The 19,558-nt window shown below is 61.7% G+C and carries 15 protein-coding genes, 1 tRNA gene and 2 pseudogenes; 13 read left to right on the top strand and 5 right to left on the bottom strand.

Translation table 11 applies throughout. The features are described 5' to 3' along the window. Positions 1-2: 2 nt before the first annotated feature. Positions 3-1,031 (bottom strand): tRNA (adenosine(37)-N6)-threonylcarbamoyltransferase complex transferase subunit TsaD, encoded by a 1,029-nt coding sequence (gene tsaD / locus AC3D25_RS28740; protein WP_488891871.1) that lies wholly within the window; start codon positions 1,029-1,031, stop codon positions 3-5. Between the two features lie 142 nt (positions 1,032-1,173). Between tsaD and AC3D25_RS28735 the strand changes: the two genes are divergently transcribed. The 6 genes from AC3D25_RS28735 (at position 1,174) to AC3D25_RS28710 (ending at position 9,004) form a co-directional block, all read left to right on the top strand. Next, on the top strand, positions 1,174-2,406 hold the full coding sequence (locus AC3D25_RS28735) for a BaiN/RdsA family NAD(P)/FAD-dependent oxidoreductase (RefSeq protein WP_488891870.1): 1,233 nt from the start codon (positions 1,174-1,176) through the stop codon (positions 2,404-2,406). Positions 2,407-2,767: 361 nt separating this feature from the next. Beyond that, complete coding sequence (locus tag AC3D25_RS28730; RefSeq protein ID WP_488891869.1) at positions 2,768-3,214, top strand: GatB/YqeY domain-containing protein; 447 nt, start codon at positions 2,768-2,770, stop codon at positions 3,212-3,214. A 21-nt stretch (positions 3,215-3,235) separates the two neighbouring features. After that, positions 3,236-5,110, top strand: coding sequence for a DNA primase (dnaG, locus tag AC3D25_RS28725; protein WP_488891868.1), 1,875 nt, complete (start codon positions 3,236-3,238; stop codon positions 5,108-5,110). Between the two features lie 475 nt (positions 5,111-5,585). After that, positions 5,586-7,778: an RNA polymerase sigma factor RpoD gene (gene rpoD / locus AC3D25_RS28720; protein WP_488891867.1), complete on the top strand. Its 2,193-nt coding sequence runs from the start codon at positions 5,586-5,588 to the stop codon at positions 7,776-7,778. A 161-nt stretch (positions 7,779-7,939) separates the two neighbouring features. Next, positions 7,940-8,016, top strand: a tRNA-Ile gene (locus AC3D25_RS28715). Positions 8,017-8,092: 76 nt separating this feature from the next. Continuing rightward, on the top strand, positions 8,093-9,004 hold the full coding sequence (locus tag AC3D25_RS28710) for a LysR family transcriptional regulator (protein ID WP_488891866.1): 912 nt from the start codon (positions 8,093-8,095) through the stop codon (positions 9,002-9,004). 98 nt (positions 9,005-9,102) lie between these two features. Here AC3D25_RS28710 and AC3D25_RS28705 read toward each other — a convergent pair whose 3' ends face one another. Next, the gene (locus tag AC3D25_RS28705; protein WP_488891865.1) at positions 9,103-9,456 is read right to left on the bottom strand and encodes a hypothetical protein; all 354 of its coding nucleotides are present in this window, start codon (positions 9,454-9,456) and stop codon (positions 9,103-9,105) included. Positions 9,457-9,551: 95 nt separating this feature from the next. Next, positions 9,552-10,496, bottom strand: a complete 945-nt coding sequence (locus AC3D25_RS28700) for a LysR family transcriptional regulator (protein WP_488892182.1) — start codon at positions 10,494-10,496, stop codon at positions 9,552-9,554. Between the two features lie 428 nt (positions 10,497-10,924). On the opposite strand from AC3D25_RS28700, the gene oxlT reads away from it, so the two are divergent. The 5 genes from oxlT (at position 10,925) to AC3D25_RS28675 (ending at position 15,464) form a co-directional block, all read left to right on the top strand. Then, positions 10,925-12,268: an oxalate/formate MFS antiporter gene (gene oxlT / locus AC3D25_RS28695; RefSeq protein ID WP_488891864.1), complete on the top strand. Its 1,344-nt coding sequence runs from the start codon at positions 10,925-10,927 to the stop codon at positions 12,266-12,268. Between the two features lie 9 nt (positions 12,269-12,277). Continuing rightward, positions 12,278-13,234, top strand: coding sequence for a LysR family transcriptional regulator (locus tag AC3D25_RS28690; RefSeq protein ID WP_488891863.1), 957 nt, complete (start codon positions 12,278-12,280; stop codon positions 13,232-13,234). 159 nt (positions 13,235-13,393) lie between these two features. Next, on the top strand, positions 13,394-14,407 hold the full coding sequence (locus tag AC3D25_RS28685) for a 2-dehydropantoate 2-reductase (RefSeq protein WP_488891862.1): 1,014 nt from the start codon (positions 13,394-13,396) through the stop codon (positions 14,405-14,407). A 114-nt stretch (positions 14,408-14,521) separates the two neighbouring features. Then, complete coding sequence (locus tag AC3D25_RS28680) at positions 14,522-14,743, top strand: hypothetical protein (protein ID WP_488891861.1); 222 nt, start codon at positions 14,522-14,524, stop codon at positions 14,741-14,743. Next, complete coding sequence (locus AC3D25_RS28675) at positions 14,733-15,464, top strand: GntR family transcriptional regulator (protein ID WP_488891860.1); 732 nt, start codon at positions 14,733-14,735, stop codon at positions 15,462-15,464. Before AC3D25_RS28680 ends, AC3D25_RS28675 begins: the two co-directional genes overlap by 11 nt. A 69-nt stretch (positions 15,465-15,533) precedes the next feature. On the opposite strand, the pseudogene AC3D25_RS28670 reads toward AC3D25_RS28675, so the two are convergent. Both AC3D25_RS28670 and AC3D25_RS28665 read right to left on the bottom strand, forming a co-directional pair. Next, a pseudogene (locus tag AC3D25_RS28670) lies at positions 15,534-15,881 on the bottom strand (succinate--CoA ligase subunit alpha); the annotation flags it as partial. 78 nt (positions 15,882-15,959) lie between these two features. Next, positions 15,960-16,070 (bottom strand): annotated as a pseudogene (locus tag AC3D25_RS28665) (ATP-grasp domain-containing protein); the annotation flags it as partial. Between the two features lie 361 nt (positions 16,071-16,431). Between AC3D25_RS28665 and AC3D25_RS28660 the strand changes: the two are divergent. Together AC3D25_RS28660 and frc are read left to right on the top strand one after the other, a co-directional pair. Continuing rightward, entirely contained in the window at positions 16,432-18,210 is a 1,779-nt protein-coding gene (locus AC3D25_RS28660) for a thiamine pyrophosphate-binding protein (protein ID WP_488891859.1), read from the top strand. 48 nt (positions 18,211-18,258) lie between these two features. After that, positions 18,259-19,506 (top strand): formyl-CoA transferase, encoded by a 1,248-nt coding sequence (gene frc, locus AC3D25_RS28655; RefSeq protein ID WP_488891858.1) that lies wholly within the window; start codon positions 18,259-18,261, stop codon positions 19,504-19,506. Positions 19,507-19,558 lie beyond the last annotated feature (52 nt).

Below are 19,558 nucleotides of genomic sequence, written 5' to 3'. Positions count from 1 at the left end.
ATTCACGCGCCGGCGAGCGAGGCCAGGTCCCAGCGCGGCTTGACGGTGAACGCGTAGTCGCGGACGGCCTGCTCGGGCCAGCGCGCGAGACGCAGCGCACCGGCGAGCGCGATCATCGCGCCGTTGTCGGTACACAGCGACAGATCGGGATAGTGGACGTGGAAGCGGCGCTTCTTCGCCGCCGCCGACAACGCGTCGCGCAACTGCCGGTTCGCGCCGACGCCACCCGCCACCACGAGCCGGTTCAGGCCCGTCTTTTTAAGCGCCGCGACCGATTTCGCGGTCAGCACATCGACGGCTGCATCGACGAAACCGCGCGCCAGATCCGCCTTCGACTGCTCGCAGATATTCGCGCCGAGCTTGCGGCTTTGCGTCAGCACGGCGGTTTTCAGGCCGCTAAAGCTGAAGTCGAGATCGCCGGAATGGAGCATCGGGCGCGGCAGCGTCACCGCGCCGGGCGTGCCGAATTCGGCGAGCCGCGACACTTCCGGGCCGCCCGGATAACCCAGGCCGAGCAGTTTGGCGGTTTTGTCGAAGGCTTCGCCGGCGGCGTCGTCGAGCGTTTCGCCAAGCGTTTCGTACACGCCGACGTCGGTCACGCGCATCAATTGCGTGTGGCCGCCCGACACCAGGAGCGCGACGAACGGAAATGGCGGCGGCGCGTCCACCAAAAGGGGCGAGAGCAAATGGCCTTCCAGATGATGAATCCCGACCGTCGGCTTGTCCCATGCCATCGCGAGCGAATTGGCGACACTCGCGCCCACCAGCAGTGCGCCCGCGAGGCCCGGACCCTGCGTGTACGCAATCGCGTCGATATCGCCGCGCGTGGCGCCGGCTTCCGCCATCACCTGTTCGAGGAGCGGCAGCGCGCGCCGGATGTGATCGCGCGACGCGAGTTCGGGCACGACGCCGCCATATTCGCGATGCATCGCAATTTGCGAATGCAGCGCGTGCGACAGCAGGCCGCGCTCGGTGTCGTAGAGCGCGAGACCGGTTTCATCGCAGGAGCTTTCGATGCCGAGAACGAGCATGGCGGTGGCTTTCGGGGCTTGAGGGGAACATGAAATTATAACAGCGGGCTTCGTGCGCGACCGGACGCGGACGCAGGCGCGCGAGGCTCGCGCGCCGCGCCCCTGCAAGCTCGCACGCCCCCACGCCGGTACAATGCGCGCCATGAAATCCTTCGACATCGCCGTGATCGGCGCGGGCGCGGCCGGCATGATGTGCGCGGCCGTCGCCGCCCAGAACGGCCGCCGCGTGGTGCTGATCGACCACGCCGCGCGGCTCGCCGAGAAAATCCGCATTTCGGGCGGCGGCCGCTGCAACTTTACGAATATCAACGCCGGGCCGGGCAATTTCCTGTCCGCGAATCCGCATTTTTGCCGCTCGGCGCTCGCGCGCTACACGCCGCGCGATTTTCTCGGCTTGCTCAAGCAGCATCGCGTGAGCTGGCACGAGAAGCACAAAGGCCAGCTTTTCTGCGACGACTCCAGCGAATCGATTATCGAGATGCTTCGGCGCGAATGCGACGCGGGCGGCGTGGCGTGGCGGCGTCCGGTGACGGTCGAGCAGATTCGCCGCGAAGGCGAACGTTTCGCGCTCGATACGAGCGGCGGCCAGATCGACGCCGCCGCGCTCGTGATCGCGACCGGCGGCCTGTCGATCCCGAAGATCGGTGCGACCGATTTTGGGTATCGGGTGGCGAAGCAGTTCGGCCACAAATTGATCGATACGCGTCCGGCGCTCGTTCCGCTGACCTTTGCCGCCGCCGACTGGACGCCGTTCGCGGCGTTGTCCGGTTTGTCGCTCGAAGTGGAACTTGCAACCGGGCGCGGCAAGGCGCGCGGCGAGTTCGCGGAAGACCTGCTGCTCACCCATCGCGGCTTGTCGGGGCCCGGCGTGCTGCAGATTTCGAGCTACTGGAATCCTTCCGAGCCGGTGCACATCAACTTGTTGCCGGGCGTCGATACCGTCGCCGAATTGCTCGCGGCAAAAGCTGGATCGAAGCGGCAGATCGGCAATTTTCTGGCCGAGCGCGTGCCCGCGAGGCTCGCGCAAACGTGGCTCGACGTGCAGCGCGTCGCATCCGACGCACGTCTTGCCGATCTGCCGGACCGCACGCTAAAAACGCTCGGCGAATCGCTGTCGCGCTGGACGCTCACGCCCGACGGCACCGAGGGTTATCGCAAAGCCGAAGTAACGCGCGGCGGCGTGGACACGCGCGAGCTTTCCTCCACCACGATGATGAGCGCGCGCGTGCCGGGTCTCTATTTCATCGGCGAGTCGGTCGATGTGACTGGGTGGCTTGGCGGATACAACTTTCAGTGGGCGTGGGCGTCGGGTGTCGCGGCGGGACTCGCCGCAGCCGAGTTCGCTCGCGAAATTCCGCCGGCAGCGCCAGATTGATGCGAACTGCGCCATATCCAGCAAGGGTTTGCGGCCGACAACGTGCACCGTTTGGCAGCGGCGCGAATCTCGAAATCGGCAATTTCACCTGCTATACTGGGTGGTTGATAAGCGTTTCGATGCCGTGGTAAATACGGCGGCGCGCGGAACGTCTTTATCCAAGTCGGTTTCAAAAATGCTACTCACGTTCGCGGCATCGGAACAGGTTTTCGGATGAGCGGGCGAGCAGTCCGACCGTGGTCACGGCCCCGCTTGAGGATGGATCCGCAAGCGGGTTTTTGCTTTAGCGGCGCCGCCGCTACGCGCGTGACGGCGGTTAGATTTATCTTTATTTTCTAATTGCATTTGCACCAGGTGAACGATGAGCCTCAAGGACCAGATCAGCGACGACATGAAAGCGGCCATGCGTGCCCGTGAAACCGAGCGCCTCGGCACGGTCCGGCTGCTGCTCGCCGCGATCAAGCAGCGCGAGGTGGACGAGCGCATTACGCTCGACGACGCCGCCATCACGGGCGTCATCGACAAAATGATCAAGCAGCGCAAGGACTCGATCAGCCAGTTCCAGGCGGCTGGCCGCGACGATCTCGTCGCGAAGGAACAGGCCGAGCTCGTCGTGCTCGCCGGGTATATGCCGGAGCAATTGTCGGCGGACGATATCGCCGCCGAAGTGCAGGCCGCGGTCGCCGCGACCGGCGCTGCCGGCCCGCAGGACATGGGCAAGGTGATGGGCATGCTCAAGCCGAAGCTCGCCGGCCGCGCGGACATGACGGCGGTGTCGGCGCTGGTGAAGACCGCGTTGTCGAAATAACGTCGCTCCGCCCGCAAAGCATTGATCCCGCACTCGTTTCTTCAGGACCTGCTCAACCGCGTCGATATCGTCGACGTGGTGGGCCGCTTCGTCCAGTTGAAAAAGGGCGGCGCGAATTTCATGGGCTTGTGCCCGTTCCATAACGAGAAAAGCCCGTCGTTTACCGTGAGCCCGACCAAGCAGTTCTATCACTGCTTCGGCTGCGGCGCGCACGGCACGGCCATCAGCTTTCTCATGGAACACACCGGCCTGACGTTCCCCGAGGCCGTCCAGGAACTCGCGCAAAGCTGCGGCCTCACGGTGCCGCAGGAACCGTCGAATTTCCGCGGCGGTGGCGAAGGTTTTTCCCCTTCGCCGAGCAAGGCGGTGAGCGTCGCGTTGACCGAAGTCATGCAGACCGCCAGCGATTTTTATCGCAAGCAGTTGCGTGGCGCGCCGAATGCGATCGCGTATCTTAAAAAGCGCGGGCTGACTGGCGAGATCGCGCAACGTTTCGGTCTCGGCTATGCGCCGGACGGCTGGCAGAACCTCGAAACCGCCTTTCCCGATTACCGCAACGACAATCTGGTCGAGGCGGGACTCGTGATCGTCAGCGAAAAGAGCGATTCGCAAGGTCAGGCGCGGCGCTACGACCGCTTCCGCGAACGCGTCATGTTCCCGATCCGCAATGTAAAAGGCAGCGTGATCGGCTTCGGCGGACGCATTCTGGATAGCGGCGAGCCGAAGTATTTGAATTCGCCGGAAACGCCTCTATTTAGCAAGGGCAGCGAGTTGTACGGCTTGTTCGAGGCGCGTCTCGCGATTCGCGAACTGGGTTATGCGCTGGTCGTCGAAGGGTATATGGATGTCGTCGCGCTGGCGCAGCTCGGCTTCGCGAACGCCGTGGCGACGCTCGGCACGGCCTGTACGCCCGTGCATGTGCAGAAGCTGTTCCGTCAGACCGATACTGTCATCTTCAGTTTCGACGGCGATTCGGCCGGCCGGCGCGCCGCCCGACGCGCGCTCGATGCGTGTCTGCCGCACGCCGCCGATAACCGCACGATCCGCTTTCTGTTCCTGCCGAAAGAGCACGATCCGGACAGCTACGTGCGCGAGTTCGGCACCGATGGTTTCGGCGAGCAGGTCGATCGCGCGATGCCGTTGTCGCAGTTTTTGCTGAACGAAGTGCTGAACGACAAGGAGCTGGATCAGCCGGAAGGCCGCGCGAAGGCGCTGTTCGACGCAAAGCCGCTGCTGCAGGCGCTGCCGGCCAACGCACTGCGCGTGCAGATTTTGCACATGCTGGCGGATCGGCTGGATACGCCGTTTGGCGAGATCGCGGCGCTGTGCGATATCGATTCGCGCGCGGCGGCGGTCGCCCGCAAGGCGGTGCCGAAGAGCGAGCGCCGGCGCGTGACCGGCAAGGAGCAACGCGCGCTGCGCAATCTCGTGATGTATCCGGCGATCGCCGCCCGTCTCGATCACGACAGCGAACAGACGCTCGTGACCATGACGGAGCATGGCGAGTTGTTCAGCGAAGTGGTCGGCTTTGCGCGCGAACTAGGCGAGGGCGCGGAATTCGAAATCCTCTCGGTGCTGTTGCGAAATGCCGCGAACGCCCCCACTTACGAGGATATCTTCCAGGAAATTCTCGCCTATGATGAAAATGTGCGCGATCTCCTGATGCGTGATCCGGCAGACGAAAGTGCGTCGGAACGCGTTGAAGAGCAGAAGAAACTGCTCGCGGAGGAGCTTGCGGCGACGGTAGTCAAGCTTCGGCACGACAGTTATCGCGCGCGGCTGGATGAATTGGCGCGGCAATCGGCGCTGACGCCGGAAGAAATCGCGGAATTTACCGATTTATCTGCGAAAGCTGCGCAGATAAAGGCGGCGCGGGTAGTGAGCCGGGATAGCTGAAATCGTGGTAAGGCCGGCATGCTACAATTAAAGGTTTTCAGCAAGTTGTTTTTCGAGTTTGTTTTTCTTGTACAGCGTTTGTTCGCGCGGTGACGGTCGATTCCGGGACTTTGTAGTCTTTTGTAGTCCTGGCAAACGATCCGTCGTGTGAAATTAGGCAAAAGGCGACAGGTGAAGACGCATGGCAAAAAACACTAGCGGGAAGAAAGCGGCAGACCACGGCTCGGATGGGCCGAAACGGGCAGTGGCCCAGACTGTTTCAGCTTCTTCCCCCGGAGTGTCGAGAGCCAGAGCGGCGCCGGGTACGAGGATAAAAACGCTCGCTTCGTCGACGGTGCGCAGTGCAAAAGCGACGGTTCCGCCTCCGGGGCGAACCGTCAAACCGCCGGGCAAGCCCGGCCACGCGCAGACGGACGAGCAGGCGAGCGTTAGGGAGGCGGCTGCTATCGAGGGTCGAAATCGTATGGATGACGTGATGAGCGACAGTACGAACGACCCGAGATACGACCCGAAGCAGGGCACGCAGGACGAAGCAGCGCGCGCACATTCAGCATCCACGGTTCCATCGGCTGCCGTCCAGCAGCCGCGAGTCGAGACTAAAGCCGGTACGGCGAACTCCATGACGAAAAAGCTGAACGAAGTACCCGTCGACGACGAAGCAACGCAGAACGCGGAACCCGTCGCCGCCGCTCCGACGGCCAAGGTCGAAAAGGCCAAGGCCCGCGATCGCCGCGCGAAGGAAAAAGCGCTGCTGAAAGACGCGTTCGCCTCCGCCGCCCCCGGCACGCTCGAAGAGCTCGAGGAGCGCCGCGCGAAACTGCGCGCGCTGATCAAGCTCGGCAAGGAGCGCGGCTTCCTGACCTACGCGGAAATCAACGATCACCTGCCCGATAACTTCACGGAAACGGAGGCGATCGAAGGCATCATCAGCACGTTCAATGACATGGGCGTGGCCGTCTACGAGCAGGCGCCCGACGCTGAAACGCTGTTGCTGAACGACAACGCGCCGGCCGCATCGTCGGACGACGAAGTCGAGGAAGAGGCCGAAGTCGCGCTCTCCACCGTCGATTCCGAATTCGGCCGCACGACCGACCCGGTCCGCATGTACATGCGCGAAATGGGCACGGTCGAGTTGCTCACGCGCGAAGGCGAAATCGAGATCGCGAAGCGGATCGAAGATGGCCTGAAGCACATGGTCATGGCCATTTCCGCCTGCCCGACCACCATCGCGGACATTCTCGCGATGGCGGAGCGCGTGCAGAACGAGGAAACGCGCGTCGATGAACTGGTGGACGGCCTGATCGACCCGAACGCGGCCGATGCCGACGGTTTCTCCGAGCAGGAAGCGGAAGCGATCGAGAGCGAGGAAGAAGAAACCACGGACGAAGCGAACGAGGACGAGGAAGAAGAGGACGAAAGCACGGCGCAGGCGAATGCCAATGCGGCCCAGCTCGAAGCGCTCAAGCGCGCGTCGCTCGAAAAGTTCTCGCTCATCAGCGAATGGTTCGACAAGATGCGCCGCGCCTACGAGAAGGAAGGCTACAAGTCGAAGGCTTATCTGAAGGCGCAGGAAGCCATTCAGACGGAACTGATGTCGATTCGCTTCACCGCGCGGACCGTCGAGCGCCTGTGCGACACGCTGCGCGCGCAAGTGGACGAAGTGCGTCAGGTGGAACGTCAGATTCTGCACACGGTGGTCGACAAGTGCGGCATGCCGCGCTCGGAATTCATCACGCGTTTCCCGGGTAACGAGACGGATCTGGAGTGGTCGGAGAAGGTTGTCGGCGAAGGTCACGGCTACAGCGCGATTCTGGAGCGCAATATTCCGGCGATCCGCGAGCAGCAGCAACGTCTTCTCGACCTGCAGGCGCGCGTGGTTTTGCCGTTGAAGGACCTGAAGGAAACCAACCGTCAGATGGCGGCGGGTGAACTGAAAGCGCGTCAGGCGAAGCGCGAAATGACGGAAGCGAACTTGCGACTCGTTATTTCTATCGCGAAGAAGTACACGAATCGCGGGCTGCAGTTCCTCGACCTGATTCAGGAAGGCAATATCGGCCTGATGAAAGCGGTGGACAAGTTCGAATATCGTCGCGGCTACAAGTTTTCGACGTATGCGACGTGGTGGATTCGTCAGGCCATTACGCGTTCCATCGCCGACCAGGCGCGCACCATCCGGATTCCGGTTCACATGATCGAAACGATCAACAAGATGAACCGTATTTCGCGGCAGATTTTGCAGGAAACCGGTCTTGAGCCCGATCCGGCGACGTTGGCTGAGAAGATGGAGATGCCGGAAGACAAGATCCGCAAGATCATGAAGATCGCGAAAGAGCCGATCTCGATGGAAACGCCGATCGGTGACGACGACGATTCGCATCTCGGCGATTTTATCGAAGACACGAACACGGTCGCCCCGGCCGACGCTGCGCTGCACGCCAGCATGCGCGATGTGGTGAAGGACGTGCTCGACTCGCTGACGCCGCGTGAAGCGAAGGTGCTGCGCATGCGTTTCGGGATCGAAATGAGCACGGATCACACGCTCGAAGAAGTTGGCAAGCAGTTCGACGTGACGCGCGAGCGGATTCGTCAGATCGAGGCGAAGGCGTTGCGCAAGCTCCGTCATCCGAGCCGGTCGGACAAGCTCAAGTCCTTCCTCGAAGGGAATTGATCGCGGTGATTTAGCGTTATTAGTAGCACTTAAGCGGGGCGGATCGGTAAAACGGTCCGCCCCGCTTGTTTTGCAGCGGGTTTCAAGGCAAACTCGCAAACCCCGATGCGGCGCGCCTTCTGGCGGCGCGTTTGTTTCGGCGGTACTAAAAGTCCTCAAAAGGGCCGGAAGCTTAATTGGTATAAGCTGTCGACTCATAATCGACCGACAGTGGGTTCGAATCCCACCCGGCCCACCAGCGTTTCTCCCTCCGCAGCCTTTCCCATCCGCCTCCACTATCATGTTCACGAGAACATGAGACGAGCGAGGTGCGCATGGATCGCCTGCAGGCTATGGAAGTGTTCACGCGCGTCGTCGAAAACAGCAGTTTTTCCAAGACCGCGGACCTCTTGCAATTGCCGAGAGCGTCGGTGAGCAACATCATCCAGGCGCTGGAGTTGTATGTCGGCGTGCGGCTTCTGAACCGCACCACGCGGCGTGTCAGCGTGACCGACGACGGCGCGCTCTATTACGAACGCTGCGTGCGCATCCTCGAAGAAATCAGCGATGCCGAATCGACGCTCTCCGCCAAACGGCGCGATCCGACCGGACTCGTGCGCCTGGATACGTCGGGCAGTGTCGGCAAAATTTTGTTGCCCGCGCTGCCGGATTTCTACGCGCGCTATCCGGGCATCGCGATCCGGATGGGACTCGCGGACCGCATGATCGATTTGATCGAAGATGGTGTCGATTGTGTGCTCCGGCTCGGCTCGCTGGAAGATTCGAGCCTCGTCGCGCGCCGGGTCGGGCTGGCGAAAGTGACGACCTGCGCCGCGCCGTCCTATCTCGAAAAATACGGCACGCCGCAGACGCTCGATGCGCTGCGCCAGCATCGCGCGGTCAATTACTTCATGGCGCGCAGCGGCAAGCAACTGACGCCCGAGTTTCAACTCGACGGTCAAACCGTGGAAGTGCCGCTCGACGGCGTGCTGTCCGTGAACGACGGCGAAGCCTATGTGAACGCGGGCGTGCATGGGATCGGCGTGATCCAGCCGCCGCGCTTCATGGTCGCGCCGCTGATCGAGCAGGGCGCGCTGGTCGAGATATTGACCTCGCACTACAGCCTGCCGACGCCGCTCTCGATTCTTTATCCGCACAGCCGGAATATCACGTCGCGTGTGCGCGTGGTGAGCGAGTGGATCGCAGATTTATGTGCGCAAAATCCCGATTTGCGCCTTGAACCATAAGCTAAGCCTGATAAACACGGTAAGAAGCTTTTGCTTTGCAATGCAAAAGGTGGCCCGGAAAACCGGGCCGCCGTGGACTCGAATTTAAACCCGCCCGATCAAACGCCTGCCGTCGCGCCGAGCATCTGGTCGTTGCGGGCGCGCCAGAGTTTCGCGCGGTGCGTGCTGTCCTGATATTGAACGGTATTCGCGCGGCAGGCGTCGTAATACGCGTTCTTCTTCTCGACGATCGCTTCGCAGAGGAATTCCGCGCTGTACGCCTTGAGCAGATGCGGGCAATGCGAGCCGATGTACTGCGCGATGCGCGCGTGGTCGCTATCGGCGGTCGCGAGCGAGCGGAAGGTGTCGGCATCCCAGCGGAACATCAGATCCAGCTCTTCGAATGCACTGTTGTACGCGCAGAGTTGCGCCTGGATTTCGCGGTCGTCGCCGTAGTTCGAGTGGATCATCATCGTCTCCTGGTTTGGCCGTCTGGCTTAAATTCAGGATAGGAATTTCAATCCATATACGATAGTTAAAGTTATTTCGAATAACGATAACTAAAACTTTATGAATTGACGTTGCCGGTTTTTTCACCAATATGGGTGATCTCGGCGATCTGCGCTGCACCTTCCTCGATCAAAAATTCCTTGAACGCGACCGCCACCGGCGGCAAGCGCTTGTTGTTTCGATGCACGACGTACCAGTTGAGCATGACCGGGAAGCCTTCGACGTCGAGCACGGCGAGCCGCCCAAGCTGCAACTCCATCGCGATGGTGTGCGCCGACAGAAAACTCACGCCCATGCCCGCGATCACCGCCTGCTTGATCGTCTCCGTGCTGGTGATTTCCATCGCGACTTTCATGTTCGGCAGCCGCCCGGCGAAACCTTCTTCCATCGAATTCCAGGTGTCCGAGCCTTTCTCGCGGACGATGAACGCTTCGTCGGCGAGTAATTCCAGCGGAATGTTCTTGCGCCCGACCAGCGGATGATCCGGCGGCGCCACGATCACATACGGATGCGGCGCGAATGACACGTTGGCCGTGTCCATGTCCTTGGGCGGACGAACCATGATCGCGAGGTCGGTGAGGTTATCCGTCAATTGATGCAGCAATTCCTCGCGGTTATGCACGGCGAGGTTCAGGCGGACGTCGGAATTGCGTTTGGTGAAGGCGGCGAGCAGGCGCGGAAAGAAATAATCGCCCGCGCTGATGACCGCGATATTCAGCGTGCCGCCCGAAATGCCTTTCAGGCGCGCCATCGCGTCGTCGGCTTCGCGGAACTGTTCGAGGATCGCGCGGCTGTAGTGCAGCATTTCGTCGCCCGCGGGCGTCAGGTAGATGCGCTTGCCGAGTTGCTCGAAAAGCGGCAACCCGGCGTGTTCCTCAAGCTGTTTTACCTGCGTGGAAACGGCCGGTTGCGTCAGGTAAAGCTCTTCGGCCGCACGTGAAAAACTAAGGCGCCGCGCGACGGTTTCGAAGATCTTCAGCTGTCGCAGCGTGGCGTTACGCATCATGGCAATACCCTCGATCCATTCACGATCCTTAACTTATACAATAATTTTTTCTAATTTTCCTTAATCGTTTTTGTGACGCACGATGCTTTCACGGTCTGCAATTGTTGTAAGCCGAACGGCGTTCATCGTGTGTCGGCGCCATGCTGCATAAGCCTCAGCACGATGTCGCCTTATCGTTAACCCTTTACCGCTTTTAATCGGATGTCGGGGATCGTTTAAAAATGATTCTTAAATCGCCCCGTATGGAAATCCATTCTTTCTGCTTGCGCCATGCAATGCCGGCCCGCGTTGCACGGTTCATCCATATCAAGTTCGAGCATGTTCCCTGACCGACCGCTCTCGCACCCGCGCCTAAAAAAAGCGCGGGTAATTTCGCCGTAGATCAAGCGCCGAACGAGCGCTGAATACTCAAAACGGAGACTGACATGGCAAACGCAGGCGCGGTCGCGTCCGGGCAACCGCTCGGCCGGCACCACAACAGATGGATCCAACTGGCGGTCGGCATCGTATGCATGGGCCTCGTCGCCAATCTTCAATATGCGTGGACGCTGTTCGTGGTCCCGATGGACGCGAAACATCACTGGGGCCAGGCGGCGATCCAGACCGCGTTCACCATCTTCATCGTGACTGAAACGTGGCTCGTGCCGGTGGAAGGCTGGCTCGTCGATAAATTTGGCCCGCGTCCGGTCGTGATCGGCGGCTCGATTTGCGCGGCGCTCGGCTGGATCATCGACGCCCACGCGACCAGTCTCGTGCATCTTTATATTGCGGCGGTCGTAGCGGGCGTGGGCGCGGGTTGCGTCTACGGCACTTGCGTCGGCACGGCGCTCAAGTGGTTTCCGGACAAGCGCGGCCTGGCGGCGGGCCTCACGGCGGCCGGCTTCGGCGCGGGCGCGGCGGTGACGGTCATTCCGATCTCGAACATGATCCAGAGTGCTGGCTACGAACACGCGTTCATGTTCTTCGGCATTTTCCAGGGCGTCTGCATCTTCCTGCTCGCGTTGCTGCTGGTGCGTCCGAATCCGCCTGCAGCCGTGGCGGGCGCAAAACGCGTCGTCGCGACGAAAATCGACTATACGACCGGGCAGATGGTGCGTTCGCCGCTCTTCTGGGTGATGTACATGATGTTCGTGTTCGTCGCGGCGGGCGGCGTGATCGCTACCGCGCAGCTCGGGCCGATCGCAAAGGAATACGGCTTCGCCAAAATGCCGGTCAGCTTGCTCGGCGTCACGCTGCCGCTGCTCACGATGGCGCTTTCCATCGATAACCTCTGCAACGGCTTCACGCGTCCGCTGTGCGGCTTCATCTCCGACAAGATCGGCCGCGAAAACACGATGTTTTTCATCTTTATCGGTGAAGGGCTCGCGCTGCTCGGGCTGATGGAGTTCGGTCACAACCCGTACGCGTTCATTTTCTTCGCGGCGATGACCTTCCTCTGCTGGGGCGAAATCTTCTCGATTTTCCCGGCGACCTGCGCCGATACCTTCGGCAGCAAGTACGCGGCAGCCAACGCGGGCACGCTGTACACCGCGAAGGGCACGGCTTCGATGCTGGTGCCGCTTGCCTCCGTGCTATCGGCCATCGGCTCGTGGAATGCGGTGTTCATCGCGGCGGCGGTGATCTCGATCACCGCCGGACTCTGCGCGAAATTCGTCCTCGCGCCGATGAGAAAGCGCTGGATCGAGAATACGGTGGCCGAATCGGCGTCGCTCGAAGGCGGGTTCCGCTCGCCCGGCTGGACCGAACCGCCGCGCAAGTCGGCGCAATGAGGGCGCGACATGCGTGAGCGCGCCGATGCCGCGCATGCCGTGAATGTGTCCCTGCATCAATTGCGGTTGTTCGTCACGCTCGCGCGGCATCGGAGTTTCACCCGCGCGGGCGACGAGTTCGGCATCACGCAGTCGGCGGTGAGCCGGGGCATTCGCGAACTCGAATACGAAATCGCGCTGCGGCTTTTCGATCGCACCACGCGTCAGGTCACGCTCACCGAAACCGGACGCAAGTTGCTCGCCCGCGTCGCGCCGCTGCTCGAAGAACTCGAAGCGACGTTGCGGCCGGATCGCGGCGATGCAAGCGCGATCGGCGTCGTACGGCTCGCGAGCAGTTCGAGCGTGACGGCGAGCTTGCTGCCGGATTGGCTCGCGTCGTTCGGCGCGAGTCATCCCGACATTTCGGTGGCACTCACCGATAAACCGCAAAGCGTCGTGCTCGATCTCGTGCGCTCGGGCGAAGTGGACCTCGGCGTGGTAGTAGACGCCGGTTCCCTCGACGAACTCGCAGCCGAGGCGCTGCATACGGATTCCCTCTGTGCACTGTTGCCGGCGCGTCATGCGCTGGCGGGACGTGCGGCGATCGCCTGGCGCGAACTGCGCACGACGCCGCTCCTTTTTCTCGACGACGACACCGGCACGCACGCCGCGATCGAACAGGCGCTTGCGCTGCACGAAGTGGCGGGCGTGGTGCGTCAGCGGCTGGCGCAAGCATCGGCGGTCGCGCGGATGGTCGCGGCGGGAATGGGGATCGGCGTGATGCCGGACCACGCGTGCCGCGATTCGGCGGACGGGCGGCTCACGCATGTGCCGATTTTGCCGCGCGTCGATGCGACCGTGATGATCGTGCGCCCTCGCGGCCGCACGATGAAGCCTGGCGCGGCGGCGCTATGGGCGCATTTGCTGGCGGCTTCGCAGGTGAATCCGACCGCGCGCACAAAAGCGCTCCGATCCGTCGAAGCCTGAATTCCATACTCCCTTAAAAGCCCCGCGGGACAAGGCGCAACGCTGCCTCGACCACGGTTTTTCGCTCGCCTTTACAAGGGTAATCCGCCTTGTTATGGGGCAATGCTGAATGTAGTATGTTGTATATCAGAAGCTTATAAATCCCTTCAGGAGACAACCATGAAGATCTGCGTTTACGGCGCCGGTGCCATCGGCGGGTACATGGGCGCGCAGCTCGCTCGGGCGGGCGCGGAAGTGAGTTTCGTCGCGCGCGGGCCGCATCTGGCCGCGATGCAGGCGAACGGCGTCAGGCTGCAAATCGACGGGGAGGAGCACACCGTCAAGGTCCGGTGTACGAATAATCCGGCCGAACTTGGGCCGCAAGACTACGTGATCATCGCGTTGAAGGCGCATTCGGTGCCGGGAATCGTCGATCAAATCTTGCCGCTGCTCGGTCCCGATACCGCGATCGTCACCGCGGTGAACGGCCTGCCTTACTGGTATTTTCATCAGCATGGCGGCGCGCTCGCGGGCACGACGCTGCAAAGCGTCGATCCAGGCGGCAAGCAGTGGAATCTGCTCGGGCCGGAACGCGCGATCGGCTGCGTGCTGAACCCGGCGGCCGTGATCGCCGAACCGGGCGTGATTCATCATGTGTACGGCAAGAAATTTCCGATCGGCGAGCCGAACGGCCAGATCACGCCGCGTCTGCAGGCGTTCCACGACATCATGGCGGCGGGCGACATGGAAGCGCCGATGCGCGACAACATCCGCGACGAAATCTGGCTGAAGCTCTGGGGCAACCTGTGTTTCAACCCGATCAGCGCGCTGACCGGCGCGACGCTCGACGTACTGACCAGCGACCCGGCCGTGCGCGCGCTGTCGAAAACCATGATGCTGGAAGCCAAGGCCATCGCAGATCGGATCGGCGTGCATTTCCGCGTCGATGTGGAAAAGCGGATCAATGGCGCGGGCGCGGTGGGTGCGCACAAGACGTCGATGCTGATGGACTGCGAAGCAGGGCGGCCGATGGAAATCGACCCGATTGTCACCGTCGTGCAGGAAATCGGCCGGCTGGTGAAGGTCGATACGCCGATGATCGATGCGGTGCTGGGCCTGATCAAACTGCGCGAGGGCGTCAATCAAGCCACGGCGCACGCACCACAATCGACAGAAACCCAAAAAGCCGCCTAAACTGAGTTTTTGCGATGCCCACGTTGTTTCTGATATACAAGATGCAAAATATGTTGCGTACTGTTGCGACGCAACATATACTAGAGGCTCTTGAACGAATTCTTGGAGCCGGAAATGAGCATCGCATTATTGGTCGTGTTGGGCATCGCGTTGGTGGGCGCTGGCGTGGGCGTTACGTTTATGATTGCGTCGGCTGTGCCGCAGGACATGCTGCAGCGCGCACAGGATCACGGTCGGTTTGCCGGATTGGCGGCGGACGATCAAAATGGCGGTTCGGGCAAGCGCGTGCCGAGCGGCCAGCCGAACTTCGGAAATCAATCCATCAATGCCATCTGAAACTCAGTCTGTAGATAGTCCCGACGTCCGTCCGAATGGGCTGACGCTCTCGCTGGAACCGATCAATGCCACGGTTTCGCTGCGCGATCAGGCGTACGCGAAGCTGCGGCAGGCGATCGCCGAGGCGGATATTTATCGCTCGCGCGAGGAAATCCGGCTCGATGAAAAAGAACTGACGGAAGCGCTCGGCGTCAGCCGCACGCCTATCCGCGAAGCGATGACGCTGCTGGAGCAGGAAGGTTTTCTGCGCACCGTGCCGCGCCGGGGCGTGTACATATTGCGCAAGACGAAGCGTGAAATCGTCGAAATGATTCATATGTGGGCGGCGCTCGAAAGCATGGCCGCGCGCCTCGCCACCCAGCGCGCAAGCGACGCGGAAATCGCCGCGTTGCGTCATATGTTCGACAATTTCCGCGATACGACGCCCGCCGAGCATATCGAAGAGTATTCGGAGGCGAATATCGCGTTTCACCAGTCCATCGTGCAACTGGCGAAATCGCAGATTATTTTCGACACGATCAAGAACATCTTCGTGCACGTCCGCGCAATCCGCAAAATGACGATTTCGCAGAGCGACCGCGCGTCGCGCTCGATCGTCGATCACATGCGGATTATCGAGGCGCTGGAAAAGCGCGATACCGAACTGGTCGAAAGGCTTGTGCGGCAACATTCGCTGGATCTCGCGGCTTTCGTCGAGGCGAACTGCGATTTTCTCGATTGAGCGTTTGAACCCGAGTTGAGTTTGGAAAAGCCGTCCGCGACCCGGACGGCTTTTTTATGCGCATAACGTTTACCGCAGCGCGTGCAGCATCGTTTCGCCGAGCGCGGCAGGCGACGCCGCGACGTGAATGCCCGCCGCTTTCATCGCGTCGATCTTCGCGCTCGCCGTGCCCGATCCGCCGGAAATGATCGCACCCGCGTGGCCCATGCGCCTTCCCGGCGGCGCCGTCGTCCCGGCGATAAAGCCGACCACCGGCTTTTTCGTCCCCGCGTCGCGCGGGAACGCGGCCGCTTCTTCCTCCGCCGATCCCCCAATTTCGCCGATCATGATGATGCCTTCGGTGGCGTCGTCGGCGAGAAACAGCGCCAGGCAGTCGATGAAATTCGTGCCGTTCACCGGATCGCCGCCTTTTCCGTCCGGGTCGCTGGTGAAGCGCCCGGCGCCCCGGCCTCCGGCGTGAATCTGCGACTTCAGCACCCAGACCGGGCCGCCGAGCGTGCGCGCCGCTTCGGCCGCTTCCTCTGGCGAAAAGGCGACACGCCCTTCGGGTACGGCCACGCCGTCCTCGCGAAGCAGCGCCTTCGCCTGATATTCGTGAATGTTCATGCCGTCTCCTGATCCTCTGACGGGAATAGTGCGCGCGGCGGACATCCCAAAATACGCGCTGAAATATGATATATCACATATCTGAACGAGCGAAATCAGGTTTTACATGGGTCAGAATTGTTGAATTAAGCGGATTTTTAGCTGATGTTAAAGGCGAGTTGAGCGACGTTGCAGCGCAACAAAACTTTCAGAGGAGCGTAGATTTCAGCGGGAAAAATAGGATGCTGCACTGCACTACAGGGTTTCCTTATCTCAAATACTCTTGACTAATACTGTGTTCGGAATATTGTATATCACAGCTACCGGACGGCGAGACACGTCACGGGATGCCTCATACAACCCCCATCGAGGAGGAGACACCATGTCCGAAGTCGTCAGCAGCCGCCCCCCCGTCGACCAGAGTGCCGCCCACGGAAGCACCACGGCCGACGACACCCTGAAGCAGAAATCCCGCGGCGCCGGCATCGTCTCGGGCGGCCATCTGGTCGCCCGTGCCCTTAAGAACGAAGGCGTCGATACCATCTTCACGCTGTGCGGCGGCCACATCATCGATATCTACGACGGCTGCGTCGATGAAGGCATCCGCATCATCGACTTCCGTCACGAGCAAGTCGCCGCCCACGCCGCCGACGGCTACGCCCGCCAGACCGGCAAGCTCGGCTGCGTTGTCACTACCGCCGGCCCCGGCTGCACGAATGCGGTCACCGGCGTCGCCACGGCTTTCCGCTCGGAAAGCCCGATCATCCATATCGGCGGCCAGGGCGCGCTCACGCAACACAAGATGGGTTCGCTGCAAGACCTGCCGCACGTCGACATGATGGCGCCGATCACCAAGTTCTCGGCCAACATCCCGTCCACCGAACGCATCGCCGACATGATCTCGCTGGCCGCGCGCGAAGCCTTCAACGGCGCGCCCGGTCCGGCTTACCTCGAGATCCCGCGCGACGTGCTCGACCGTGAAATCGACGAGTCCAAGGCGGTCATTCCGCAGCCGGGCCGTTATCGCGCGTCGACCAAATCGATCGGCGATCCGCAGGCGATCGAAGCGCTGGCCGATCTGCTGGTGAACGCCGAACGTCCGGCGATTCTCTTCGGCCAGCAAGTCTGGACCGCGCGCGGTCACGAAGAAGCGATCGCGTTGCTGCGCGGGCTCGATATCCCCGGCTATTTCTATGGCGCGAGCCGCGGTTTGCTGCCGCCGGGCGATCCGCACCACTTCGACCGCACGCGCTCGCAAGCCTTTGCCAAGGCCGATGTGATCGTGATCGTCGGGACGCCGTTCGACTTCCGGATGGGCTACGGCAAGCGCATCAGCAAGGACTTGAAGCTGGTGCAGATCGACATGGATTACCGCACGGTCGGCAAGAATCGCGATATCGATCTGGGCCTCGTCGGCGATCCGGGCGCGATTCTCGGCGCGGTGTTGAATGCCGCCAACAGCCGTCTGAAGAACGACAAGCGCCAGGCGCGTCAATCGTGGATGCGCGATTTGTCCGCCGCCGAAGAAGTCGCAACCGCCAAGCTGATGCCGCTGTTCAAGTCCGACAGCAGCCCGATTCATCCGTATCGCGTGGCTTACGAAATCAACGAATTCCTCGCCGACGACACGATCTACATCGGCGACGGCGGCGACGTCGTGACGATCTCCGCGCAAGCCGTGCGGCCGCGTCGTCCGGGGCAGTGGATGGACCCGGGCGCGCTCGGTTCGTTGGGTGTCGGCACGGGTTTCGCAGTGGCGGCGGGCTTGGCGAATCCGGAAAAAGAAGTGCTCTGCTACTACGGCGACGGCGCGTTCAGCATGACGTCCTTCGACATGGAAACGGCGAACCGCTTCGGCGTGCCGTACATCGCGGTGATCGGCAATAACTCGGCGATGAACCAGATTCGCTACGGCCAGTTGGCGAAGTACGGCGACGAGCGCGGCAACGTCGGCAATCTGCTGTCGGATGTGCCTTACGGCAAGTTCGCGGAAATGCTCGGCGGTTACGGCGAGGAAGTGCGCGATCCGTCGATGATCGCCGGCGCGTTGCAACGTGCTCGCGAATCCGTGCAGAAAACGCGTAAGAGCGCGGTCATCAATATCTGGGTCGATCCGTCGGTCTACGCGCCCGGAACCATGGCGCAGACGATGTACAAGTAAGCGGACTAGAAAGCCGAAGGCAACGACCGACAGGCAAGGGAGACAGCCATGAGCAAAGCACTGGATGGAGTGCGCATCCTCGATTTCACGCACGTCCAGTCCGGACCGACCTGTACGCAGTTGCTCGCGTGGTTCGGCGCGGACGTCATCAAGGTCGAGCGCGCGGGCGCGGGCGATATCACGCGGGATCAGTTGCGCGATATCCCCGACGCCGACAGCCTTTATTTCACGATGCTGAACCACAACAAGCGTTCGATCACCATCGACACCAAGAACCCCGAAGGCAAAAAGGTTCTGGAGGCGCTGGTGAAACAATGCGACGTGCTGGTCGAGAATTTCGCGCCGGGCGCGCTCGACCGCATGGGCTTTACGTGGGAGCGCATCCAGGAGCTGAATCCGAAGATGATCGTGGCGTCGGTCAAAGGCTTCGGCCCCGGCCCGTATGAGGACTGCAAGGTCTACGAGAACGTGGCGCAGTGCGCGGGCGGCGCGGCCTCGACGACCGGCTTCGACGACGGCCCGCCGGTGGTTTCCGGCGCGCAGATCGGCGATTCCGGCACGGGGCTGCATCTCGCGCTCGGGATCGTCGCGGCGCTGTATCAGAGGAAGACGACCGGGCGCGGCCAGAAAGTGCTCGCGGCCATGCAGGATGGCGTGCTCAACCTCTGCCGCGTGAAACTGCGCGATCAGCAGCGGCTCGAACGCACCGGCGTGATGAAGGAATATCCGCAATTTCCGAACGGCGAATTCGGCGACGCGGTGCCGCGCGCGGGCAATGCGTCGGGCGGCGGCCAGCCGGGCTGGATTCTGAAGTGCAAAGGCTGGGAGACGGATCCGAATGCGTATATCTACTTCATCACGCAGGCGCCGGTGTGGGGCGAAATCTGCAAGGTGATCGGCCGCGAGGAGTGGATCGATCACGACGATTACAAGACGCCCGCCGCGCGTTTGCCGCATCTGAAGGACATTTTCGCGGAGATCGAGCGCTGGACGATGTCGAAGACCAAGTTCCAGGCGATGGAAATCCTCAATAAGCGCGATATTCCGTGCGGTCCGATTCTCTCGATGAAGGAGATCGCCGAGGACGAATCGCTGCGCAAGACCGGCACGATCGTGGAGGTGGATCACCCGGTGCGCGGCAAATATCTGACGGTCGGTAATCCGATCAAACTCTCCGACAGCCCGACGGACGTCACGCGCTCGCCGCTGCTCGGCGAACACACGGACGAAGTGATGGCGGAACTCGGCTATACGCCGGACCAGATCGCCACGCTCAAGAGCCTCGGCGCGATCTGACGCGCTGAAACTCGCGCTGAACCTGTCTGCCGCCGCCGCTCGAAACCGACGC

It is taken from the genome of Caballeronia sp. SL1002 (assembly GCF_057814995.1).
The sequence above is the reverse complement of the archived record's forward strand: the minus strand, read 5'-3'. Positions and strand labels throughout refer to the sequence as shown.

Bases quoted from the DNA above. Each gene is read 5' to 3' on its own strand.
- tsaD (WP_488891871.1), bottom strand. From the start codon at position 1,031: ATGCTCGTTCTCGGCATCGAAAGCTCCTGCGATGAAACCGGTCTCGCG.
- AC3D25_RS28735 (WP_488891870.1), top strand. From the start codon at position 1,174: ATGAAATCCTTCGACATCGCCGTGATCGGCGCGGGCGCGGCCGGCATG.
- AC3D25_RS28730 (WP_488891869.1), top strand. From the start codon at position 2,768: ATGAGCCTCAAGGACCAGATCAGCGACGACATGAAAGCGGCCATGCGT.
- rpoD (WP_488891867.1), top strand. From the start codon at position 5,586: ATGAGCGACAGTACGAACGACCCGAGATACGACCCGAAGCAGGGCACG.
- AC3D25_RS28710 (WP_488891866.1), top strand. From the start codon at position 8,093: ATGGATCGCCTGCAGGCTATGGAAGTGTTCACGCGCGTCGTCGAAAAC.
- AC3D25_RS28705 (WP_488891865.1), bottom strand. From the start codon at position 9,456: ATGATGATCCACTCGAACTACGGCGACGACCGCGAAATCCAGGCGCAA.
- AC3D25_RS28700 (WP_488892182.1), bottom strand. From the start codon at position 10,496: ATGCGTAACGCCACGCTGCGACAGCTGAAGATCTTCGAAACCGTCGCG.
- oxlT (WP_488891864.1), top strand. From the start codon at position 10,925: ATGGCAAACGCAGGCGCGGTCGCGTCCGGGCAACCGCTCGGCCGGCAC.
- AC3D25_RS28690 (WP_488891863.1), top strand. From the start codon at position 12,278: ATGCGTGAGCGCGCCGATGCCGCGCATGCCGTGAATGTGTCCCTGCAT.
- AC3D25_RS28685 (WP_488891862.1), top strand. From the start codon at position 13,394: ATGAAGATCTGCGTTTACGGCGCCGGTGCCATCGGCGGGTACATGGGC.
- AC3D25_RS28680 (WP_488891861.1), top strand. From the start codon at position 14,522: ATGAGCATCGCATTATTGGTCGTGTTGGGCATCGCGTTGGTGGGCGCT.
- AC3D25_RS28675 (WP_488891860.1), top strand. From the start codon at position 14,733: ATGCCATCTGAAACTCAGTCTGTAGATAGTCCCGACGTCCGTCCGAAT.
- AC3D25_RS28660 (WP_488891859.1), top strand. From the start codon at position 16,432: ATGTCCGAAGTCGTCAGCAGCCGCCCCCCCGTCGACCAGAGTGCCGCC.
- frc (WP_488891858.1), top strand. From the start codon at position 18,259: ATGAGCAAAGCACTGGATGGAGTGCGCATCCTCGATTTCACGCACGTC.